Annotated in this window: 21 protein-coding genes and 1 other RNA gene; 13 read left to right on the top strand and 9 right to left on the bottom strand. The window is 41.0% G+C overall.

What is annotated here, in order from left to right; genetic code table 11:
• Window positions 1–29: 29 nt before the first annotated feature.
• Together IPP86_15270 and IPP86_15265 are read left to right on the top strand one after the other, a co-directional pair.
• A complete protein-coding gene (locus tag IPP86_15270; GenBank protein MBL0139863.1) occupies window positions 30–1124 on the top strand; it encodes a VWA domain-containing protein in 1095 nt (364 codons plus the stop codon).
• A gap of 108 nt (window positions 1125–1232) precedes the next feature.
• Complete coding sequence (locus IPP86_15265) at window positions 1233–2708, top strand: sigma 54-interacting transcriptional regulator (protein ID MBL0139862.1); 1476 nt, start codon at window positions 1233–1235, stop codon at window positions 2706–2708.
• A 136-nt stretch (window positions 2709–2844) separates the two neighbouring features.
• Here the strand turns inward: IPP86_15265 and IPP86_15260 are convergent, their stop codons facing one another.
• The 4 genes from IPP86_15260 to IPP86_15245 all read right to left on the bottom strand — a co-directional run bounded on the left by IPP86_15260 (window position 2845) and on the right by IPP86_15245 (window position 6404).
• Window positions 2845–3666 carry a 4-(cytidine 5'-diphospho)-2-C-methyl-D-erythritol kinase gene (locus tag IPP86_15260; protein MBL0139861.1) on the bottom strand — a complete coding sequence of 274 codons (822 nt, stop codon included), beginning with the start codon at window positions 3664–3666 and terminating at the stop codon, window positions 2845–2847.
• Between the two features lie 40 nt (window positions 3667–3706).
• The gene (locus IPP86_15255; GenBank protein MBL0139860.1) at window positions 3707–4012 is read right to left on the bottom strand and encodes a hypothetical protein; all 306 of its coding nucleotides are present in this window, start codon (window positions 4010–4012) and stop codon (window positions 3707–3709) included.
• A complete protein-coding gene (locus IPP86_15250) occupies window positions 3972–4928 on the bottom strand; it encodes an acetyl-CoA carboxylase carboxyltransferase subunit alpha (protein ID MBL0139859.1) in 957 nt (318 codons plus the stop codon). The genes IPP86_15255 and IPP86_15250 overlap by 41 nt, the downstream gene beginning before the upstream one ends.
• A gap of 186 nt (window positions 4929–5114) precedes the next feature.
• Window positions 5115–6404, bottom strand: a complete 1290-nt coding sequence (locus tag IPP86_15245) for a hypothetical protein (GenBank protein MBL0139858.1) — start codon at window positions 6402–6404, stop codon at window positions 5115–5117.
• 309 nt (window positions 6405–6713) lie between these two features.
• Here IPP86_15245 and dnaB point away from each other — a divergent pair, with 309 nt between their 5' ends.
• On the top strand, window positions 6714–8255 hold the full coding sequence (gene dnaB, locus IPP86_15240; GenBank protein MBL0139857.1) for a replicative DNA helicase: 1542 nt from the start codon (window positions 6714–6716) through the stop codon (window positions 8253–8255).
• 69 nt (window positions 8256–8324) lie between these two features.
• Here dnaB and IPP86_15235 read toward each other — a convergent pair whose 3' ends face one another.
• Window positions 8325–9101, bottom strand: a complete 777-nt coding sequence (locus IPP86_15235) for a 5'-methylthioadenosine/adenosylhomocysteine nucleosidase (protein ID MBL0139856.1) — start codon at window positions 9099–9101, stop codon at window positions 8325–8327.
• 52 nt (window positions 9102–9153) lie between these two features.
• Window positions 9154–10959 carry an ABC transporter ATP-binding protein gene (locus tag IPP86_15230; GenBank protein ID MBL0139855.1) on the bottom strand — a complete coding sequence of 602 codons (1806 nt, stop codon included), beginning with the start codon at window positions 10957–10959 and terminating at the stop codon, window positions 9154–9156.
• Between the two features lie 103 nt (window positions 10960–11062).
• Here IPP86_15230 and IPP86_15225 point away from each other — a divergent pair, with 103 nt between their 5' ends.
• The 8 genes from IPP86_15225 to IPP86_15190 all read left to right on the top strand — a co-directional run bounded on the left by IPP86_15225 (window position 11063) and on the right by IPP86_15190 (window position 18369).
• The gene (locus IPP86_15225; protein MBL0139854.1) at window positions 11063–12157 is read left to right on the top strand and encodes a Glu/Leu/Phe/Val dehydrogenase; all 1095 of its coding nucleotides are present in this window, start codon (window positions 11063–11065) and stop codon (window positions 12155–12157) included.
• Between the two features lie 92 nt (window positions 12158–12249).
• Window positions 12250–13182 (top strand): transcription antitermination factor NusB, encoded by a 933-nt coding sequence (nusB, locus tag IPP86_15220; protein ID MBL0139853.1) that lies wholly within the window; start codon window positions 12250–12252, stop codon window positions 13180–13182.
• 106 nt (window positions 13183–13288) lie between these two features.
• On the top strand, window positions 13289–13774 hold the full coding sequence (locus tag IPP86_15215) for a DUF1573 domain-containing protein (protein ID MBL0139852.1): 486 nt from the start codon (window positions 13289–13291) through the stop codon (window positions 13772–13774).
• Window positions 13775–13813: 39 nt separating this feature from the next.
• Window positions 13814–14140, top strand: coding sequence for a preprotein translocase subunit YajC (yajC, locus tag IPP86_15210; protein MBL0139851.1), 327 nt, complete (start codon window positions 13814–13816; stop codon window positions 14138–14140).
• A gap of 63 nt (window positions 14141–14203) precedes the next feature.
• Entirely contained in the window at window positions 14204–15199 is a 996-nt protein-coding gene (locus IPP86_15205; GenBank protein MBL0139850.1) for a hypothetical protein, read from the top strand.
• Window positions 15196–15798, top strand: coding sequence for a dephospho-CoA kinase (locus IPP86_15200; protein ID MBL0139849.1), 603 nt, complete (start codon window positions 15196–15198; stop codon window positions 15796–15798). The genes IPP86_15205 and IPP86_15200 overlap by 4 nt, the downstream gene beginning before the upstream one ends.
• A gap of 37 nt (window positions 15799–15835) precedes the next feature.
• Window positions 15836–16777 (top strand): exonuclease, encoded by a 942-nt coding sequence (locus IPP86_15195; GenBank protein ID MBL0139848.1) that lies wholly within the window; start codon window positions 15836–15838, stop codon window positions 16775–16777.
• A gap of 83 nt (window positions 16778–16860) precedes the next feature.
• Window positions 16861–18369, top strand: a complete 1509-nt coding sequence (locus IPP86_15190; GenBank protein MBL0139847.1) for an NAD(P)H-hydrate dehydratase — start codon at window positions 16861–16863, stop codon at window positions 18367–18369.
• Between the two features lie 15 nt (window positions 18370–18384).
• Here the strand turns inward: IPP86_15190 and IPP86_15185 are convergent, their stop codons facing one another.
• From IPP86_15185 to ffs, 3 genes are all read right to left on the bottom strand, one after another.
• Window positions 18385–19002, bottom strand: a complete 618-nt coding sequence (locus tag IPP86_15185; protein ID MBL0139846.1) for a threonylcarbamoyl-AMP synthase — start codon at window positions 19000–19002, stop codon at window positions 18385–18387.
• A gap of 52 nt (window positions 19003–19054) precedes the next feature.
• Window positions 19055–19723, bottom strand: a complete 669-nt coding sequence (fsa, locus tag IPP86_15180; protein MBL0139845.1) for a fructose-6-phosphate aldolase — start codon at window positions 19721–19723, stop codon at window positions 19055–19057.
• 255 nt (window positions 19724–19978) lie between these two features.
• Window positions 19979–20076, bottom strand: an RNA gene (gene ffs, locus IPP86_15175) — signal recognition particle sRNA small type.
• A gap of 200 nt (window positions 20077–20276) precedes the next feature.
• Here ffs and IPP86_15170 point away from each other — a divergent pair.
• On the top strand, window positions 20277–20813 hold the full coding sequence (locus IPP86_15170) for a DUF4199 domain-containing protein (protein MBL0139844.1): 537 nt from the start codon (window positions 20277–20279) through the stop codon (window positions 20811–20813).
• A gap of 10 nt (window positions 20814–20823) precedes the next feature.
• The gene (locus IPP86_15165; protein ID MBL0139843.1) at window positions 20824–21780 is read left to right on the top strand and encodes a glycosyltransferase family 2 protein; all 957 of its coding nucleotides are present in this window, start codon (window positions 20824–20826) and stop codon (window positions 21778–21780) included.
• Window positions 21781–21795 lie beyond the last annotated feature (15 nt).

Here is a 21795-nt window from a genome sequence, read left to right as displayed (position 1 = left end):
TATTTTGTATCTTTGAATAAGCGCGAAACATGTTAGGATATCGATTTACACAGTTTACTGAAAGCGGGGAAGAAAAGACTCCTTTTGAGCGCTTGTTCGAGATTTTCATGCAGTTGTTAAATTATACTGCTGGTGATGTCCCTGAGGCTTTGAATTGGCTCAATGAACTTGACAGGGAGTACAAGCTAACCAATGACAAATACACGATGGCAGATTTCATCAAGGATCTGAAAGATCGTGGATTTATCCGGGAGGATGAAAACTCAGGACAATTTCACATTACACCAAAGACCGAACAGGCTATTCGAAAGAGTGCTTTGGATGAGATTTTCGGGAAGATGAAGAAATCCCGGGCCGGAAATCATACTACACGATTTACCGGAGTAGGCGATGAGCTCACCAGTGATCATCGGGAGTTTCGTTTCGGAGATTCTCCGGACCAGATCTCCATGACGGATTCCATTCGTAATGCGCAGATCAATCATGGTATCTCAGAATTTACGCTGAGGGAAGATGATCTTGAAGTGATGGAAAAAGAGCATAAAGCTCAAACCTCCACCGTTTTGATGATTGACATTTCGCATTCCATGATTTTGTACGGTGAAGACCGAATTACACCGGCTAAAAAAGTGGCTATGGCATTGGCCGAACTCATCAAAACCCGTTACCCCAAAGACACACTGGATGTTTTGGTATTTGGTGATGATGCCTGGCAAATTGAAGTGAAAGACCTTCCGTATTTACAGGTAGGACCTTATCATACCAATACACCTGCAGGTATTGAACTCGCGATGAATTTACTCCGTCGTCGTAAAAATCCGAACAAACAGATTTTTATGATTACGGATGGTAAACCGAGTTGCATGCTGGAACGCGGACAATTGTATAAAAACAGTTTTGGTTTGGACCGCAGAATTGTGAATCGTTGTCTGAATCTTGCCAGTTCCTGCAGAAAGCTAAAAATTCCCATTACCACTTTCATGGTGGCCGAGGATCCTTACTTGCGGACCTTCATCCATGAATTTTCAGAAGCCAATGGCGGGAAAGCGTATTATACTTCATTAAAAGGACTTGGTGAATTTGTGCTTGAGGATTTTGAGAAGAACAGGAAAAAGAGACTCTGATTAAAATGATTAATGAGATGGTGAAAATTGATTGTTTTGATTTTGATGGGATAAAATAAACTGCACTGAAAAGAGGATTGTTAAAAATATTTATTTATAAAAGGACATATGACAAATCCATTATTGAAAATTAAAACATTGGGTGAATTAAAGGCTTCGGGTTATGTAAGCAAGCCGATACATGAAGAGTTGAGGGATAACCTGATTTTAAAGCTGAAGAAGCGTGAGAAGATCTTTGATAGCATCCAATCTTACGATGAAACAGTCATACCCGATATAGAACGTGCGATTCTTTCCCGTCATAATATATTGCTTCTGGGATTGCGTGGTCAGGCGAAAACGAAAATCGCCCGACTCATGACAGGATTGATGGATGAGTATATTCCATACATCAAAGGCTCTGAGATTAATGATGATCCTTTTCATCCGATCAGCAGGGTTTCAAAGGATCTGATCGCTGTGCATGGCGATTATCTGGAGATCGGATGGTTGCATCGCGATGAGCGTTATACAGAGAAACTGGCGACACCGGATGTATCTGTTGCTGATTTGATAGGTGATGTTGATCCGATCAAAGCCGCTAATTTAAAGTTACCATATTCTGATGAACGTGTCATTCATTTCGGTTTGATTCCGCGATCACATCGTGGAATTTTTGTGATTAATGAATTGCCGGATTTGCAGGCAAGAATCCAGGTTGCTTTGTTTAATATTCTCCAGGAAGGAGATATTCAGATCCGTGGTTTTAAATTGCGTTTGCCATTGGATATTCAGTTTGTGTTTACAGCGAATCCGGAAGATTACACGAACCGTGGTTCCATTGTAACACCATTAAAGGACAGAATTGAAAGTCAGATCCTGACACATTATCCAAAAGATATTCAGACATCCCGCCAGATCACTCTGCAGGAGGCATCGATCACAACTAATCAGAAGCAAAATATTTCTTCTTCTGAACTGGCGGAAAATCTGCTGGAACAAATCGCTTTTGAAGCCAGACAAAGTGAATTTGTGGATCCTAAAAGTGGTGTTTCCGCGCGACTGACGATTTCGGGTTATGAAAATCTGTTTAGTTCCGCGGAGCGCAGAATGTTTATCAATGGAGAAGAAAAGGCCGGGATCAGGATATCGGATTTCTGGGGTGTCATTCCATCCATCACAGGTAAAATTGAGTTGGTATACGAAGGAGAACAGGAGGGAACAATGATTGTTGCTCAGAATCTCATTGGCAAAGCAGTCCGCGCGCAATTCACACATTATTTTCCGAATCCCGAGAAATTAAAAAAGAAAAAGGAAGCCAACCCTTACCAGGAAATCATCGACTGGTTTGCTGCCGGTAATGAAATAGATTTGCTGAATGATCTCAGCGAAAAGAATTACAAGGAACTTTTATTCTCTGTCCCGGGTCTGGATGAAACGGTAAAAAAGTATCATCCGAAAATCAAAGGAGAAGAGAAACTTCTTTTTATGGAATTCCTGCTACATGGTCTTGCTGAATTTTCTTTACTGAGCAAAAACAATCTCACTAAGGGACTTAAGTTTAAGGATCTTTTCAGTTCTGTGTTCAGGCAGGGGGAGGAGTAACCTTTGGTTGATGGTTGATGGTTGTTGGTTGTTGGTGCTTAGTGCTTAGTGCGTGGTGCTTAGTGCTTGGTAGGTGGTTGCTATTACTAAGTGTTGAACTTCAAACTTCGAAGCTTGAACTTCGAACCTCGAACCACTAAGAAAGTTTGCCTTGCCAGACTGTACAACTGCGAAAATAGGCGCGGAGATTTTTTTCTTCTTTGAAAAGTCCATACACAGCTGACCCGCTGCCGCTCATGGATGCATAAACAGCGCCAAACTTGTAGAGTTTGTTTTTGATATTTCGTATTCCCTGGTAATTTTCGAAAATACTTTTTTCGAAATCATTTTCAATGCAATCTTTCCAACTCTCTATCGGAAGCCGGACAAGTTCTTTGAGGCTGGTTGATTTTTTTTGCGGACTAACTCCTGCATACGCTTCCGCTGTACTGACGTGTACACGCGGCTTTACAATGACTATGTAAAAATTTTTTAATTTCAGACTGATTGGCTCCATGATGTTTCCTTTTTCAGTCGCATACATAGCTTTGTTGCGAATAAAGAATGGACAGTCACTTCCGAGTTCAATGGCAAAGCTTTCCAGTTCCTGATCGCTGAGATTCAGGCGAAATAATTTATTTAAAGATATCAGTGTATTGGCCGCGTCAGAGGATCCTCCGCCCAATCCTGCTCCGATGGGAATGATTTTATGCAAATGCATTTTTACAGGTGGCAGGCTGTATTTTTCGGCCAGAAGCTGGTATGCTTTGAGACAAAGATTTTTCTCACGCGGACCGTAAACACGAATGCCTGTTGATTTGAATTCTACAGATGGGTTAATTTCCTCGTTCCTGACAATTTCAAGGATATCGGTCCATTGAACGGGATAAAAAATGGTTTCAATATCGTGGAAACCATCAGATCGCTTTCCTACAATGTGAAGTCCTACATTGATTTTGCAATTTGGAAAGGAGATCATGCAAAGGATGCTAGGCTAGTGGTTAGACCCGGAATTTATCTCAGGCGGCTTTGGCTTTATTGTTCTTCTGACGGAAAATCCATTTGTCGACATACCAGAATACGATTGCTCCAACAAACTGGAATATAATAGTACTGGTCCACAAAGGAAGGTGAAAGTAATTTGTACAAATCATGAGTACAGGCCAGGTGATAAAAAAACCTGATTGCCATTTAAGATGGTATTGAATGTATTGTTTCCAGGGCATAAGAATATGAAGTTCGTACGAGTGTATTCTGCCGCTGATTTGGATCAGGACAGATTTTTTATTTCTCCACAACAACACCCATGGAACAGAATTTTTCAATACGTTTTTTTACGAGTTCTGTTCTGTCTTCTTTGAGTAATTGCGCGAGGTGTTTTTTGATTTCAGATTTTACAATCGCGAACATTTTCTCGGGTTGGGTATGTGCCGCTCCAATGGGTTCACGGATGATGCCATCAATTAATTTCTGACTGAGCATATCTTCAGCAGTTAGTTTTAATACCTCAGCGGCTTTTTCTTTGAAGTCCCAGCTTCTCCAAAGAATGGAAGAGCAGGATTCAGGAGAAATGACCGAGTACCAGGTATTTTCCAGCATCAGCACACGGTCACCGATACCAATTCCAAGTGCTCCGCCCGATGCACCTTCACCGATGATGATGCAAATAACAGGGACTTTTAGTTTTGACATTTCAAATAAATTCCTGGCGATAGCTTCACCTTGCCCGCGTTCTTCAGCTTCCAGTCCGGGATATGCTCCGGGAGTATCGATAAGTGTAACGACCGGTTTATTGAATTTTTCGGCAAGTTTCATGAGACGAAGGGCTTTTCTATAGCCTTCCGGATTAGCCATGCCAAAATTTCTGTACTGTCGTTGCTTGGTGGTTGATCCTTTTTGCTGACCAATAATCATCACCGACTGATCATCAATAAAACCAAAACCACCAATAATCGCTTTGTCGTCTTTGACTGTTCTGTCGCCAAAGAGTTCCACGAAATTTTTATCAGTGATAGCGTCAATATAGGCCAGAGTATATGGACGGTCGGGATGTCTGGATAGTTGTACTCTCTGCCATGGCGTAAGATCCGAGTAGAGCGTTTTGCGTGTCTCCTCGAGCTTAATTTCCAACTGGCGGACGGCAACACTCACATCAACTTTGCTTTTTTCGCCGATCTGCTTTTGTTTTTCGATCTGATCGATCAAATCGGCAACCGGTTTTTCAAAGTCTAGAAAATTCATTTCGATTCTTTTTGTGGATTGGCTGCAAGATAGTAAAGCTGGTCAAAATTCAAGCGGGTTCGGATCAGGGGAACAAACAAGATGTTGACAATGAAAACACTTGGATGAGTATTGAAATTTCAGGGCTAATAAATTCAGTTTATCTTTAAATTCATAAACAGTTTATTATCAATATGTAATCGTAGTTTACCGATCGTAAAGAAACAATACGTTGAGGACGGAATCGGGGCAGCTGAGGGTGTACTTTTCTGTAAAGGATGCACCGTCAATGACATGGACGACGGAGTTTTCACTGAGGAAAAATTCATTCATCAGAGGATCGTATTTGATTCCCTGGGAAGCAATGGAAGTCAATGGAGAAAGTGAATTCATGTCATAATCGTATCGAAAAAGTCCGTTGGATGTTGCCAGGTAGTATTGAGTGTTTCTATATTGAAAAACATCATGAATAGTATAATTTCCAAATGTTCTGATGAGTTGAATGCTGTTGTTCAAGCGGTCATATTTTTCAAGAACCGCTTGCCCGTTTTTATCTCCGAAAAGGAATAATTCATCGGATGATTTTTCATACAAACTGACGATATCCATATCCAGGAAAATAATCTGGTTCGATATTCCGCTTGGATAAAAATATTGTTCCAGTTTGTTTTGTTGAGCATTCAGGTAAAAATTCTCAACATAAACATAGTCTTCCGTTTTAAGTATCGCATTTGGTCTTGCATATCCTGACTGAATGGCTTCAAAATTCCGTGTTCCATTCTGATCATATGCGCGGACATTTCCGTCGTAAAATGAAATAAAATTGAGGTTGTCTTTGAAATGCAGGAATTGAAAAGTAGGCGGGCCCATAGGAGTATTGGGAGGAATTGAATTAATCAGGGCCGCTGAATTCGCGTCAATAAAAGTTAGTCCTCCGGTAGTTTGTCCAAGCACATAGAGTACCTGATTTTTTGAATCTACACTACTTCCCAGATAATCGGAAGGCAGGTTCAGGAAGGATTGCAACTGATGTAATGTATCAGCCCGGCTGATGTTCACGATTCCTGTATTGTTCTTACTGAGTACAAACACGGCTTTTCTCAATTGTGGCAAAGCGAGAACATATACTTCCCTATAAGCATAAGCTGTATTTTTTCCATCCGATGCAGTTACTGCAATGAGATAGGTGCCGGAACTGAGTTGTGGATTTTGAAGGATATAATTAACTGAAAGGTGGTATTCGGATGAATTGGGTTCAAGGATTAGAGCACTGCTCACCGGTGCGAAATTGATAGTGAGTAACTGGACAGTCACTTTTTCAACGGTATTGTTGTCGGTAATCCTGGCTTCAACCAGCACTGTATCCGTTGGACCTATTGTAATTTGTGAAGCAGGATTTTCCAGAATAATAACCGGGTAGACTTCATCCTCTTTTTTGCAAGAAATTCCGAACATGAAAACTCCGGCTAACAGAACAGTCAGACAAATCAGCGACATTTTCCTAAAGTGTTCAGTACCAATTCGCATTTTTTTCAGGAGTTTCTTTAGGATGAAAATTGAGGGCTATTGATTATTTGACGAAGAATATAGGGAGAAATAAGGATGCTGAAATTATTTCGAAAAAAAATTTTTTTTGCTTGAAAACCAAAACATTGTTAATCGAACATCGGTTAAAATATTTTCAAAGATATTTAGTTATCAACAATGTTTTTCAAAGGTTGCGTTTTAATTAGCTTCGCAACCCTTTTGGGAAAATTTTTAGTCTTCAGAATAGGGGAGCATTCGATTCAGTATATTTGATTAGTCATGGCAGAATTTGGAGAAACAGTAAATACCGGTGAATCCACGGCACGGAAACGAACCGCGCAGGGGAACAAATCGGCTTACGCTACATTCCAGGCACAGCATTTTGGAAAGATGCCACCGCAGGCGGTGGATCTGGAAGAAGCTGTTCTTGGGGCTCTCATGCTCGAAAAGGATGCTCTTACATCTGTGATTGATATTCTCAATCCGGAGTCGTTCTACAAGGATGCCCATCGTTTGATATTCCAGGCCATCCGTCGTTTGTTTGAACGTTCGGAGCCGATTGATATTCTGACCGTAACCAATGACCTGAAAAAGACCGGGGAACTGGATCTGGTAGGCGGACCTTTTTACATCACTCAATTAACCAATCGTGTTGCTTCCGCTGCGAATATTGAATTCCATTCACGGATCATTCTTCAGAAACACATTCAACGCGAATTGATTCGTATTTCCTCGGAAACGATCAAAGATGCTTTTGAAGATTCCAGTGATGTATTCCAATTATTGGATCGTGCGGAAAAGAACTTGTTTGATATCGCTCAGGGAAATATCCGAAGGAATTTCCAGGACATGAGTACGATGGTCAGCGAAGCCTACAAGCAGATAGAAGCTGCACGGATGCATGGTACCGGTGTTACCGGTGTGCAATCCGGGTTTACGGATCTGGATCGAATTACTTCAGGCTGGCAAAGAAGTGACCTGATCATTGTCGCTGCCCGTCCGGGTATGGGTAAAACCGCATTCGTATTATCACTGGCGAGAAACGCGGCTATATCATTCAATCGTCCTGTAGCAGTATTTTCCCTTGAAATGTCCTCTGTACAATTGGTACAGCGTATGATTTCTTCAGAAACAGGTATTGCTTCCGACAAATTGCGAAAAGGATCACTTGACAATACTGAATGGCAGAAGCTCGTGAGTATGACGGGTAAATTGTCCGAATCTCCGATTTACATTGATGATACACCGGCACTTTCTGTATTTGATCTTCGTTCAAAATGCCGTCGTTTAAAAGCGATGCACAATATTGATCTGATCATTGTCGATTACCTTCAATTGATGCGCGCTGAAGTGGATACCAAGAGCGGAAACCGTGAACAGGAAATCAGTACGATCTCCCGGTCTCTGAAAGCGATTGCAAAGGAATTGAATGTACCGATCATCGCCTTGTCTCAGTTGAGTCGTATGGTGGAAAACAGGGGAGGAAGCAAGCGTCCTCAGTTGAGCGATCTTCGTGAATCCGGAGCGATTGAGCAGGATGCGGATATGGTTACTTTTATCTATCGTCCGGAATATTACGGTATCGAATACGATGAAGATAACAATCCTACCAAAGGAACAGCTGAGATCATCATCGCGAAACACCGTAACGGAGCTCTGGACACAGTGAAACTGAAATTCATCAATCACCTCGCGAAATTCACCGATCTGGAATCAAATGATTTTGATTCAGCTCCGGGTGGAAGTGTAACGGATTATCCGAACAACAGAATTATTGTCGGATCCAGGATGAATGACATGCCTGAGGATACTCCCTTTTAATACATTATTTTTAAAGGTTGAAGAGATCAGGGATTGGTTGAATTGATCTTCTGTTTTCGACGAAAGAAATCAGGTAATGTTAATGTTAGCGTAAATAGCCTTTATAATTTCTTTTGAGTACTTGCTTGCTATATCTTTAATAAATAAAGGAAAATCGATCAATGAATTTTCATTTGCAGAGTCGGATATGGTTCGAAGGATCAGGAAAGGAATTTCATACTCGAAGCATACCTGAGCAACGGCTGCACCTTCCATTTCAACACTAAGAACGGAAGGGAGATTCACTCGAAGTTTTTCCTTTTGGTTATTGTTTGAAAAAAAGCAGTCGCCGCTTGCAATGTCTCCTTTGAAAAAATGTGGATCAGAGATATTGAATAAATTCAAGATTTCAGATCCGATATTTTTCTGTAACAACTTATTTCCCAAAAGTTGAAGAATCGATTTTTCTGCAATCTTTACCAAATCTGTGTTGCATTCAATAAATGTTTTTCCAAGTAATGGGATTTCATACTGTTGCATCAATGGCCTGGCATCCATATCGTGCTGAATCAAACGTTTCGCAATAACAATATCGCCAATTTTTAATTCAGGACTAATTCCACCGGCTACCCCGGTAAATAACAATTCTGTGATCCCATATTTGAGGACCAGAGTAGTTGCTGTAGTCGAAGCTGCAACTTTTCCCCACCTGGAAAATGCGACGACTGTCGGTATGCTTCCGATTGTACCGGAATAATATTTTCTTAATCCAATAGTTTCTTCAGTGCGGTCAGATAACAAATCGATGATGCCATTTATTTCTTCCGGCATCGCGCCGATGATTCCAATTTTTCTGGTCCGCAGCATGTTGTTATTTTAGCTTTGCTATATAAGTTAAAATATAAAGTACGCACATAATTCAAAAGCGACTTTCTTCTTCTTCGAGTAATTGTTTCTCGTACATTTCTGCATACACACCTTTTTTATCCAAAAGACTCTGGTGATCGCCGTTCTCAATGACACGTCCATTATCCAGTACGATGATTTGATCGGCATGCCTTACACTCGATACACGATGTGAGATGATCACGGATGATCTGCCAAACATAATTTTTTTCAGGTTGTTCAGGATTTCTTCTTCTGTGTGCGTATCCACAGCACTCAGGCAATCATCAAACAGGAGAATTTTTGGACGTTTGATAATGGCTCTTGCTATCGAAACTCTTTGTTTTTGTCCGCCTGACAATGTGATCCCACGTTCGCCGATAAATGTTTCATATCCTTTCGGGAAGGATGAAATATTTTGATGAATGACCGCGTCTTCAGCTGCTTTCGTGATAAGAGATTTACGTTCTGTATCTGGTATGTTATCCGTCAGTCCAAATGCAATGTTGTTGGCGATAGTATCACTGAAAAGGAATACATCCTGGGGTACATAGCCTATTTGTTTTCGCAGTGAAGACAAGGATTGTTTTTGTATGTCAGTGTCATCAATTCGAATTGTTCCTGAAGAAGCATCGTACATTCTGCAAATCAAATTGGCAATGGTTGATTTCCCGGAACCGGTTTTCCCAAGTACTGCAAGAGATTTTCCCGGTTCGACTGTAAAGGAAACTTTGTCAAGTGCCTTGATACCGGAATCGGGATAAATGAAACTAACATCTGTGAATTCAATTCTACCTGAGATTTCTGTTTCCTTTTGTTCTTCAGATAAAATTTCCGGAACGATTTGTAAAAATTCATTGATACGTTCCTGAGATGCGGCTGCACGCTGGATGATTGATGTGACCCAGCCCAGGGATGCTACAGGCCAGGTAAGAATGTTTACATAAATGATGAACTCGGCGATATTTCCAGTTGTTGCTCTTCCGGCGATCACTTCTTTTCCTCCTATATAGACGGTGAGTAAAGTGCTCAGTCCGACAAGGAGCAGCATCAAGGGGTAAAAGAATGCATTGACTTTTACCAGGCTCATGTTTTTATTCTGATAGTCGACACTTTCTTTCGCGAATTCTTTTGTGGAAGCTTCTTCACGAACAAATGATTTCAATATGCGGATACCTGAAAAGGCTTCCTGTACGTAAGTAGAAAGGGCGCTCTGTTGTTCCTGGACTTCTTCACTTTTTCTGTTCATTAAATCACTCACATAATATATCGAAACAGAAAGCAGCGGGAGCGGGGCGAGCACATACAATGTCAGATGCGCATTCACCTTCATCATAATTATTACAATCAGGATAAACAATACAGCGAGGTTAATGGTGTACATCACCGCCGGGCCAATATACATTCGCACACGGCTTACATCTTCGCTGATCCGGTTCATCAGATCTCCTGTATTATTTCTTCTGTAAAATGAAAGGTTGAGTTTCTGATAATGCGCGTAAATTTCATTTTTCAAATCAAATTCAATTTTTCTGGACATGACAATAAGGGTCTGACGCATCAGGAACATGAGTATTCCGCGTAACAGAGCCACACCAATCATGATCATGAGAAAGAGAAATACCTGTTGTGTAATCGCAGAGACCAGATCGTTTTTTGTAAGCAGGGAAGTCCCCTGATCCATCTGCTTCATGGTGCTAATGACCTCATCCAGAGACTTTCGGACGACCTGGGCGGGGTAAATTGCTCCAAAATTCTGAGCGATGACAAAAAGGATGCCCAGGAAGAGGTGCCATTTGTACTTCAGGAAGTACTTGTTTAAATGTCGTAATGACTTCATTTTGAATATTAAAGGAATCGTTTGTCGCCTCAAAAAATAAACCTACCTTTGCCGCGCCGATTCAAAGCTGGCACAAAATTAATCATCCAACCTGTACTATCTCATGATTGAAGTGAAAGACGCAAAGGAAACAAAAGCAGGGACCGATTTCGTTTTTGGTAACCCTTCTTTTGCAGATCACGAGCAGATCCTATTCTGTTACGACAAAGCTACCGGATTAAAAGCAATCATTGCTATCCACGATACAACATTAGGGCCGGCCTTAGGAGGGACCCGTATGTGGGATTACAAATCGGAAGCGGAAGCTTTGAATGATGTATTGCGCCTTTCGCGTGGGATGACTTACAAAGCTGCAATCAGCGGACTTGGACTTGGCGGTGGAAAAGCTGTCATTTTTGGAGATTCAAAAAAGGATAAAACTCCTGATATGTTCCGTAAATACGGAAAGTTTATAGAGTCATTGAATGGAAGGTACATAACCGCTGAAGATGTTGGTACGAATACTTCCGATATGGTATACATCCGTGAGATGACCAAACACGTTACCGGCTTGCCTGAAAACATGGGTGGTGGTGGAGATCCTTCACCGGTTACTGCTTATGGTGTTTTCATGGGGTTGAAAGCAGCCGTGAAAGAAAGCTTTGGTAGTGATGATCTGAAAGGTAAACGAGTGATGGTTCAGGGTGTTGGACACGTAGGGGAGAACCTCGTGAAGCATGTAACAGAACAGGGCGCAAAGGTCTTTATTACTGACATCAACCAGGAGCAACTTAACGCGACTGCTAAAAAATACGGCTCTGAAATTGTATCCTCGGATGCGGTTTACGACATGGATGTAGATATTTATTCTCCATGCGCTTTAGGAGCGACCTTGAATACCGAGAACATCAATCGTTTGAAATGCGCAGTCGTTGCAGGTGCAGCTAACAATCAGCTGGCAGATGAAAACATCCATGGAAAGATGCTTTCTGAAAAAGGAATTCTGTATGCACCGGATTTCCTGATCAATGCAGGTGGTTTGATCAATGTATACTCTGAGCTGAAAGGCTATGACCGCAAATCAGCAATGGAGCATACCGAGCAAATCTACCATACAACACTTGAGATCTTCAAGAAAGCGAAAGCTGAGAATATTACAACTATTGCTGCAGCAAAGAAAATTGCAGAAGAGCGCATCGCGATTGCACGCTCAGTATAAATCTTTGATATCACGAAACCGGTCGGGTTATGCCTGGCCGGTTTTTATTTTACGTTCTTACCCTTCACCGGAAATTAAACCAGGAATTCATTATGCTAAGCAGAAGACAATTACGAATCAAAGTGCTTCAGGCTCTTTATGCATTTTTCCAGGCGGAGAAAACCGATTTGGCAATGGCGGAACGGGAATTGTTTCGTTCCATTGACAAGGTACACGAATTGTATATTTACATTTTACTTTTATTAAAGGAGCTTGCGTTTGTTGATCAGACCGACGCGGATGATTTGCATCTGAAATTTTTCCCGAAAGAGGAAGAATTAAACGCCATTATCCGATTGCATGAATTGAAGTTTGTTCAGGAGCTTAACGAGGATAAATTTTTTAATAATGCTCTGACCAAAAGTAAATTGTCATGGCAGAACAAGCAGGACCTTGTCCGTAAACTTTATCTTGAAATTAAAAAATCAGAAGAATACAGAGGGTTACTGACTATCGCTGATTCCAGCGAAAAAGACTTTCTCTGCGAGGTGATCAAGAAATTTATTCTTTCATCTGAAGCTTTGCAACATGAAATAGAGGAGGAAAACATCTTCTGGCTGGATGATTTTGATTTTATCTGTCACATCATCATTCGGAACATCCGTTCATTTTATGATACGGGAAAAATGGAGCTCACTCCTTTGTACAAAGACGAAGAAGACGATCGTTTGTTTGTGAGAACACTCTTTACCAAAACTATTCTGAATAATCAGGAATATGAGCAGGCAATCAGTGAACGAACCAAAAACTGGGAAGTTGACCGTATCGCCCTGATGGACATCCTTATTTTGAAAATGGCCTTGTCGGAGCTCGTGAACTTTCCCGGCATTCCGGTTAAAGTATCCATTAATGAATACATCGATATCTCAAAAGAATACAGTACACCAAAGAGTAAGCAATTTGTCAATGGAGTAATCGATAAACTGGCACTTGATTATAAGGAGCAAGGAAAAATTGTCAAAACCGGCAGAGGATTGATAGGGTAAAGGTTGTTGACATTTTGTCTCTGTTCATTGATTGAATGACCTCAATTAAAATTTATAAAATCAGGCTAAAATAAATCACTCAAAAAAGTATTTTTGCAAAATGAAAATGAAATCATTGATAATCTCCCTGTATATCTCATGTCTTGCATGGATAAACACTGGATGTCAGTCGGGAAATTCAGGTGATGCGTCTTCACAGGAGCAGACTATTAATCCGGATGTTGTACAAAATCCGGTTTCCGCGTCCGGAAATCAGAAAGGTCTTGTCCCGGCTTATGAATTTGCCGACACTATTCACGATTTCGGAAAAATTGTACAGGGAGAGAAGGTTTCATTTGCTTTCCGCTTTAAAAATTCGGGTACAGGTGATCTTGTCATCCGTGCTGCGCAAGGAAGTTGTGGTTGTACAGTTCCGGAATGGCCGAAGGATCCAATCAAACCCGGCGGAAGTGGAATTATCAATGTCACCTTTAACAGTGAGGGCAGGGAAGGAATGCAACACAAGACAATAACACTCATTGGAAATACGATGCCGAATACCTACATGTTAACCATTACCGGTGAAGTTGTCAAACCGGAGGGTAATCAGTAATATAATATATTCTAACCAAAACTAAACAAACAAACGAACATGCTTTCAATACTTCTACAGGCTAGCGGTCAGGGCGGTGGCATTATGCAAATTGTATTCCTGGTTTCGATTATCGTTGTATTCTATCTTTTCATGATTCGCCCTCAGGTGAAAAAGCAAAAGGCAGAAAAGGAATTTCGTGAAACACTTACCAAAGGTGCAAAGGTTGTTACTATTGGCGGAATCCACGGCAGAATTGTCGAAGTAAACGACAAAACATTCATGGTCGAAATCGACAACAATGTAAAAGTCAGAGTTGAAAAATCCGCTGTATCCGCTGACGCTACCCGCGCATTGGATGCCGGTACTCCGGCGAAACAATCTTGATTTTCAGTCAGGATCCGAGCGGGGCAATCTTTTTTGTATACTTGACATTCAAAGACTGAATTCGTGATCGAATCTCCGCAAAATCCGATACATCATGATCCTGCAGGACGCCTGAAATTAAAAAGGCGCCTGACGGTGATCATGATTTGTTTTTTTATCGCGACGGTATTTTGGTTATTGATTTCTCTGTCTCACGATTATCCTACAGCATTGACATTCCCGATTACTTACCGGAATTTGCCCGGGAAGAAAGTTGTCGTGAATGATCTTCCTGAAACCATCACTGTGCAGGTGAAAACTTCCGGATTTAAAATTCTGTCCTATGATTTTCAGAAACAGAAAAAAGCCATTGAAGTTGATGTCGCGGGTAAATTGAAATTAAATGAACAATTTCTCGGTGATGTATTGGCAATTCCCATGTCTTCATTCACACCGGATTTTGCCCGTCAGTTAGGCAATGAGATTGATATTCTTTCGTATGAACCAGATTCCATTGTATTTAATTTCAGTGACCGGATTCAGAAGAAGCTTCCTGTTAAACTTGATGCGAACATATCTTTTGAAAAACAATATGATACCTCTGCGAGCGTGACAATCATTCCGGATAGTATCATTGTATCAGGTCCTCCTTCTGTGCTGGGGAAAATGGATTATGTTCAAACTGAAAAAGTGAGGATTGAAAGTTTAAAGAGTACCATACAGCAATCTGTAAAAATACCTTCCAGCAAGCTCTTAACTTTTAGTGCGGAAAGTGTCACTGTTAAAATTCCGGTTGAAAAATTCACGGAAGGAAGAACCGAAGTGATGATTCACCCGATGAATGTGGCTAATGGTTTTTCACTTAAAACATTTCCAGACAAAATCACCATACGGTATCAGGTTGCCTTGAGCCGTTATAATGATGTACATCCCGGACAGTTTGACGCGGTTGTTGATGCAGGTAAACTGGAGGAGCAAACACTTGACAAATTACCGGTTCAGTTGATCACCGTTCCACCATTTGTAAGAGCAATATTTATAGAGCCTGAAAAAGTGGATTATATCCTTCGGAAAAAATGAAAGTTGTTGGGATAACCGGTGGTATAGGAAGTGGAAAGAGTGTTGTTTCCATGATTTTTCGTCAGCTTGGAATTCCTGTTTATGATTCTGATGCCGAAGCAAAACTTCTTTACGATAAATTTCCGGAATTAAGAAACGCTGTTCGGGCACAGATCTCGGAGGATGCATTTGATGCCAACGGAAAATTGGATCGAAAGAAACTCGCGGAAATTGTTTTTCAATTTCCGGAAAAGCTGGAAATCCTGAATCAGTTGGTTCATCCACTGGTCAAAAAGGATTTTCAGGATTGGGTGCAAAAGAACCAGGAAGCAGCATACCTTGTAAAGGAAGCAGCTATTTTATTCGAGAGTGGAGCATATTCTGATTGTGATAAAGTAATTACTGTAGTTGCTCCCCGAGACTTGCGGGTGCAGAGAGTTCGTGAACGCGACAGAAAGACAAAAGCAGAGATTGAAGCAATTATGGACAGACAGTCGGGTGATGAAGAAAAAATAAAACGAAGTGATTTCGTGATTCAGAATGATGAAAAGGAGTTAATCCTTCCTCAGGTTTTGGCTATTCATGAATCTTTAATCAAAGACGAAAAGCCGGGGAAGTAAACCGGATGATATTTTATTAGCTTAAGGTTTTAGAATGATTTCTGTAAACGAATTTATACAGGTAACTTCGAATGGATTGTATTGTCCGGCAGGGGATTTTTACCTTGATCCAAAACGACCCGTTTACAGAGCATTGATTTCTCACGCGCACGGCGATCATGCAGTTCCCAACAGTGGAACTATTTATACCACTTCAGCAACATGCTCCCTGATGTTGAGGCGTTTTCAAAAAGCACTGAAGTCACAATTTGTTGATGTAGCTTATGGTGAAACATTTGAAATCAATAAAGTCAGAGTCACTTTTTATCCCGCAGGCCACATGCTTGGCAGCGCGCAAATTTTATTGGAATATGCGGGGGAGAAGTATTTGTATACAGGAGATTTTAAACTGCAGGCAGACGACAGTTGTGAGCCATTCGAGTTTGTAGAATGTGATCATCTCATTACAGAAACTACGTTTGCGGATCCCAATTACATTCATCCTGATCCGGTTGAAGAGGTGAGAAGTTTGTGTGAAACTACGGAGAACATTCTTCTGGGCGCTTATGCGATCGGGAAAGCACAACGACTAACACGACTTATTTCTAATCATTGTCCCGAGAAGAAAATTTATGTTCATCCGGATCTGAATTCCTATCACCAGATTTATGAACGATATGGTAAATCGCTTGGATCCTGGCAACCTTATTCAAAGCAGGAGTTTATGAAGCAAAAGAATGGTGTCTGTATATTGCCTCCCAACCAGTTTTCCAGATATTCCAGAAATAAATCCGTCATCCGGTATTTTGCTACAGGCTGGAAACGGTCTTTTCACCGTTGTGACCGGATTTTATCGATTAGTGATCATGCTGACTGGGACGATGTTTTGACTTTGGTTCGAAAATCCGGCGCGAAAAAGGTTTATACTTTGCATGGGGATGGAACACACCTCAAAGGTCATTTGAATTCGATTGGAATTGAAGTAACATTGCTGAACTAGACTGACTTTTTTACTGAGTAGCTTATTATCTGGTTTTTGATGTTAATCATGAGTTTTTATTTGGAAAATAAAACCGCCCTTGTATGAAAATTCTGAACCTTCAACAGATTCGTGAAGCAGATCAATACACGATTGCGCATGAACCGGTTTTGTCCATTGATTTGATGGAAAGAGCTGCAAGTGCCTGTTGCCGTTGGATTGAAAATCACTTTGCGAAGGACAGAAGCATCAAAATTTTCTGCGGACCCGGAAATAATGGTGGAGATGGTTTGGCTATTGGTCGTATGTTGATTCATTCCGGTTATAATGTCGAAGTTTATACGATTCGGACCGGGCAAAAGACTTCCGAAGACTTTAAGGAAAATGAACAGCGATTGCTGGGAATGGATACCAATGTTATTCGGGAAATTAAAGTGGAGAAAGATATTCCATTTATTTCCGGTGACGAGCTTGTGGTGGATACAATTTTCGGGAGTGGATTGAATCGACCTGTCAATGGAATTGTTGCAAAAGTGATTGAAGAAATGAATGGTTCAAATGCATTTGTGATTTCTATAGATATTCCTTCAGGGTTACATGCCGAGAATCCTGTTGTGGATAAAGCTGTTGTTGTGCAGGCAAGTGTTACACTTACTTTTCAATTTCCGAAACTTTCGTTCATGTTCCCATCAGGCGGAAAATTTTGTGGAAAGTTTGAGGTTTTGGATATTCGATTACATCCACAATTTATTCGTCAGCTGGAGACAAAATGGAATTACTTTACGCATCAGGACGCAGTTCCATTATTAAGCAAGCGATTAAAATTTTCCCACAAAGGAAATTATGGTCATGCCTTACTTATCAGTGGAAGTAAGGGGAAAATGGGAGCTGCTGTACTTGCGTCAAAGGGATGTTTAAGAACCGGAGTTGGGTTGCTGACTGTGCATGTCCCTGGATGCGGTACAAGTATTTTGCAAACAACTGTTCCTGAGGCGATGTTGCGCATTGATATGAATGAAAATTGCATTTCGGACTTACCTGATTTTTCCAATTTTTCAGCTGTTGGAATTGGTCCGGGTATTGGAACTGATCCACTAACCTGGGAAACCTTGCGACATTTGCTTTACAGCTTCAGGAAACCGGTTTTGTTAGATGCAGATGCAATCAATATTTTATCACAACATCCTGACTGGATGGAATACATTCCTGAGAATTCAATTCTGACACCTCATATCAAAGAGTTTTCGAGGCTCACGAAGGAGACCAAAAATGATTTTGAGCGCATGGAAATACAAATGGAGTTCGCTAAAAAATATAAAGTTTTTGTTGTGCTCAAAGGAGCGCACACCTGCACAGTTGGGCCTGATGGCAATGCATGGTTTAATTCAACAGGCAATCCCGGAATGGCAAGGGGTGGAAGCGGAGATGTATTGACAGGTATTATTCTTTCCTTGCTGGCACAGGGTTATTCATCCCATGACGCAACAAGATTAGGAGTTTATATTCATGGGTTGGCAGGAGATGCCGCAGCAAAAATTAAAACGGAAATCGGAATGTTGCCCACGGATCTGATCAAATATCTTCCCATTGCTTTCCGACAAATTCAAGGGTGACAGGAACAAAAAAACTTACATCAATTCAACAATCCCCTTACCCTGACGAATGATCACAGGATCATTGTCAGTACAATCGATGATAGTAGAAGGCTCAAGTTCACTGTAACCGCCATCAATAACCAGGTCAACCTGTTCGCCGATTCTTGCATCGATTTCGAGAGGGTCGGATGAATATCCTTCGATATCATTTCCGCCGGGCACAGTAGTAACCATAATCGGATTGCCAAGCTCTTTCACGAGGCGACGTGTGATATTGTTATCCGGTACCCGGATCCCGATAGTTTTTTTATTCGATTTGAAAATGGTCGGCACATTACTGTTCGCATTCAGGATAAACGTGAATGGACCGGGTAGAGAATTCTTCATCAAACGAAAAACGGTAGTACTGAAAGGTTTGGTAAAATCCGAGATATTGCTCAGGTCATAACAGATAAATGAAAAATTGGCTTTGTCAATTTTTACCTGCTTGATCTGACAAATCCGTTCAAAGGCATCACTTCTTTTGATATCACAGGCAAGGGCATAAATTGTATCGGTGGGAACAACCACAACTCCGCCGTCACGAAGCAGCTTTACAGCTCTGTCGATGTAGCGATCATTCATATTATCAGGAAAGATCTTGAGCAGCATTTTTGTGTTGTTGTCAGTTTAAAAACAAACCGATAGAATCTCAATTCAGAAATTATTTCACCGCTACATCGCTGAACTTTTTGGCATCGGCAAGGAATTTTGCCAGTCCAATATCAGTCAGTGGATGTTTCAGGAGATCAAGAATCGCGGAGAGAGGGCAGGTAGCGACATCCGCGCCAGCTTCAGCGCATTTTACAATGTGCAATGGGCTGCGGATTGATGCGGCTAATACCTGTGTTCCGAAATCGTAGGTACGGTAAATATGAACGATCTGGTGAATGAGATCCATACCGTCGAGATTGATATCGTCAAGGCGACCAAGAAATGGAGAAACATAAGTAGCTCCTGCTTTGGCAGCCAGCAATGCCTGACCGGCAGAAAATACCAGTGTGCAATTGGTTTTGATTCCTTTATTTGAAAAATATCTGAGGGCTTTTACGCCGTCTTTGATCATCGGTACTTTCACTACAATTTGTTTGTGCAGGGAAGCAAGCATTTCACCTTCTTCCACAATACCTTTGAAATCCGTTGATATAACTTCAGCGCTGACATCACCGGTTACAATTTTGCAGATATCTACATAATGTTTCAGGATATTATCCTGTCCGGTAATTCCTTCTTTTGCCATCAGAGAAGGATTGGTAGTAACGCCATCCAATACACCCAAATCCTGGGCTTCTTTTATTTGAGAAAGATTGGCTGTATCAATAAAGAATTTCATGTGAGTGGTTTTTAATGCTGCTTTTATGAGCACCTAAAATTAGTTTATTTTCTTCCAGAGCAGGGAAATGTTTCTGATTTTTTTGGAATAAATTTTAGCTGATTCAGGGAAATTCCAATGCTTGAATGAATGCAGATCATTTAAGTTTGATTCCTAAAGAGTATAAAAAAAGGGAATATAATTGCCTGAAATGCTAATCGTAACTAATTGATTATAAGGTAAATATATGAAAAATAAAAAGTAAAGAAAATAAAAAACGGGTAAGCTGACTATATCGCACCGCTCAACCGCGTATCCTTGCTCCGTTCCCGGCCTGGGGAGGTTAGCAGGAGCTGGTCGTATAGGACTTACCCGTACGCAAAAGTAAACAATCAGCGAGAATAAAAAGCAATTTTTAGAGATTCCTTTGCATCTTTTCTGCATTTTTTTTGATCGAAGTCAAGGCTGTGAAATGCAGGGAATTGCTGTTAAAAAGTAGGAGCGGAGAAGGTGTATTTTCTTTTGCCTATTAGCGGATTTCACGTAGGTTTGCAAGCATCTCAATTTTATTCAAATGGAAAATCCCCGTTCTCAAACGACAGTCGCGATCACCTATGGTGTAATGTATGGCCTGGCGAGTGCCGCTGTTATGCTGATTTTTTATTTTCTCGGAACTGATGTTAAATCCAAAGCTCCTCAATATGTGGGTTGGGTTTTATTGATATTGTTCATCGTTCTGGGTATCAAGAGTCATCGTGATCAGGATTTAGCCGGTCAGATTGGTTATGGAAAGGCTCTGGGAACGGGCACGCTTATTTCCATTTTTGGAGGAATCATTTCCGGGATCTTCACATTATTATTCTTCACTGTAATTGCTCCTGAGATGATCCAGAAAATCATGGACATGTCACAACAGCAACTTACGGAGCAGGGAATGAGCGAGGAACAGATTGCCATTGCCATGGATTACACCAAAAGATTTATGACACCAACCTGGTTGTTTATCTTCTCAGTGCTTGGGATCACTTTCATGGGATTTGTATTTTCTCTGTTGATTTCTATCTTTTTGAAGAAAGAGGAAAATCCATTTACCAGTAACAATCTCGGATAAATAAGATACGGTGGATATTTCTGTTGTTATTCCTTTATTCAACGAAGACGAATCGCTTCGTGAACTGCACGATTGGATTGTCAGGGTCATGCAAGCTAATGCGTATACCTATGAAATTATTTTTGTAGACGATGGTAGCAAGGACAATTCCTGGAGCCTGATCGAAGAACTAGGCAAAGATAACCCTGCTGTAAAAGGCATTCGTTTCCGTCGTAATTATGGCAAATCGGCCGCTCTGAATCAGGGTTTCGCTGCAACAATGGGTGACGTGGTGATCACCATGGATGCTGATTTGCAGGATAGCCCGGATGAAATTCCGGAACTGTTCCGTCTGATCAAACACGGAGGATTCGATTTGATTTCAGGATGGAAGAAAAAAAGGTACGATCCGATTTCAAAAACAATTCCAAGTAAATTTTTTAACTGGGCGACTCGAAAAATGTCCGGTATCAATAACCTGCATGATTTTAATTGCGGACTAAAATCATATCGCAAAGATGTGGTCAAGAGTATTGAAGTATACGGGGAAATGCACCGCTATATTCCAGTCCTTGCCAAGTGGGCGGGTTTTCGCAAAATAGGAGAGAAGGTTGTTGAACACAGAGCTCGTAAATATGGTGTGACAAAATTTGGTCTTGAAAGATTTGTAAACGGATTTCTGGATTTATTGTCGATCACTTTTGTTTCAAGATTCGGCAAACGTCCGATGCATATTTTCGGTTTGCTGGGTTCGATCATGTTCGCTATCGGGTTCATCACCGCCTTGTATCTTGGATTGAGTAAATTGTACAATGTTTATTACAATCTCCCGGCGCGTCTGCTTACTGAAAGACCTTCTTTTTATATAGCACTTACGTCCATGATTCTGGGTACACAGATGTTCCTCGCAGGATTCCTCGGTGAACTGATCTCACGAAGTTCGAGCGACAGAAATTCATATCTTGTGGAGAAGACCTGTAATCTTTGAGTTCTCCTGAATAAT

Source organism: Bacteroidota bacterium (assembly GCA_016720935.1).
Lineage (GTDB): Bacteria > Bacteroidota > Bacteroidia > AKYH767-A > 2013-40CM-41-45 > JADKJP01.
This window is presented reverse-complemented; position numbering and strand designations above follow the sequence as displayed.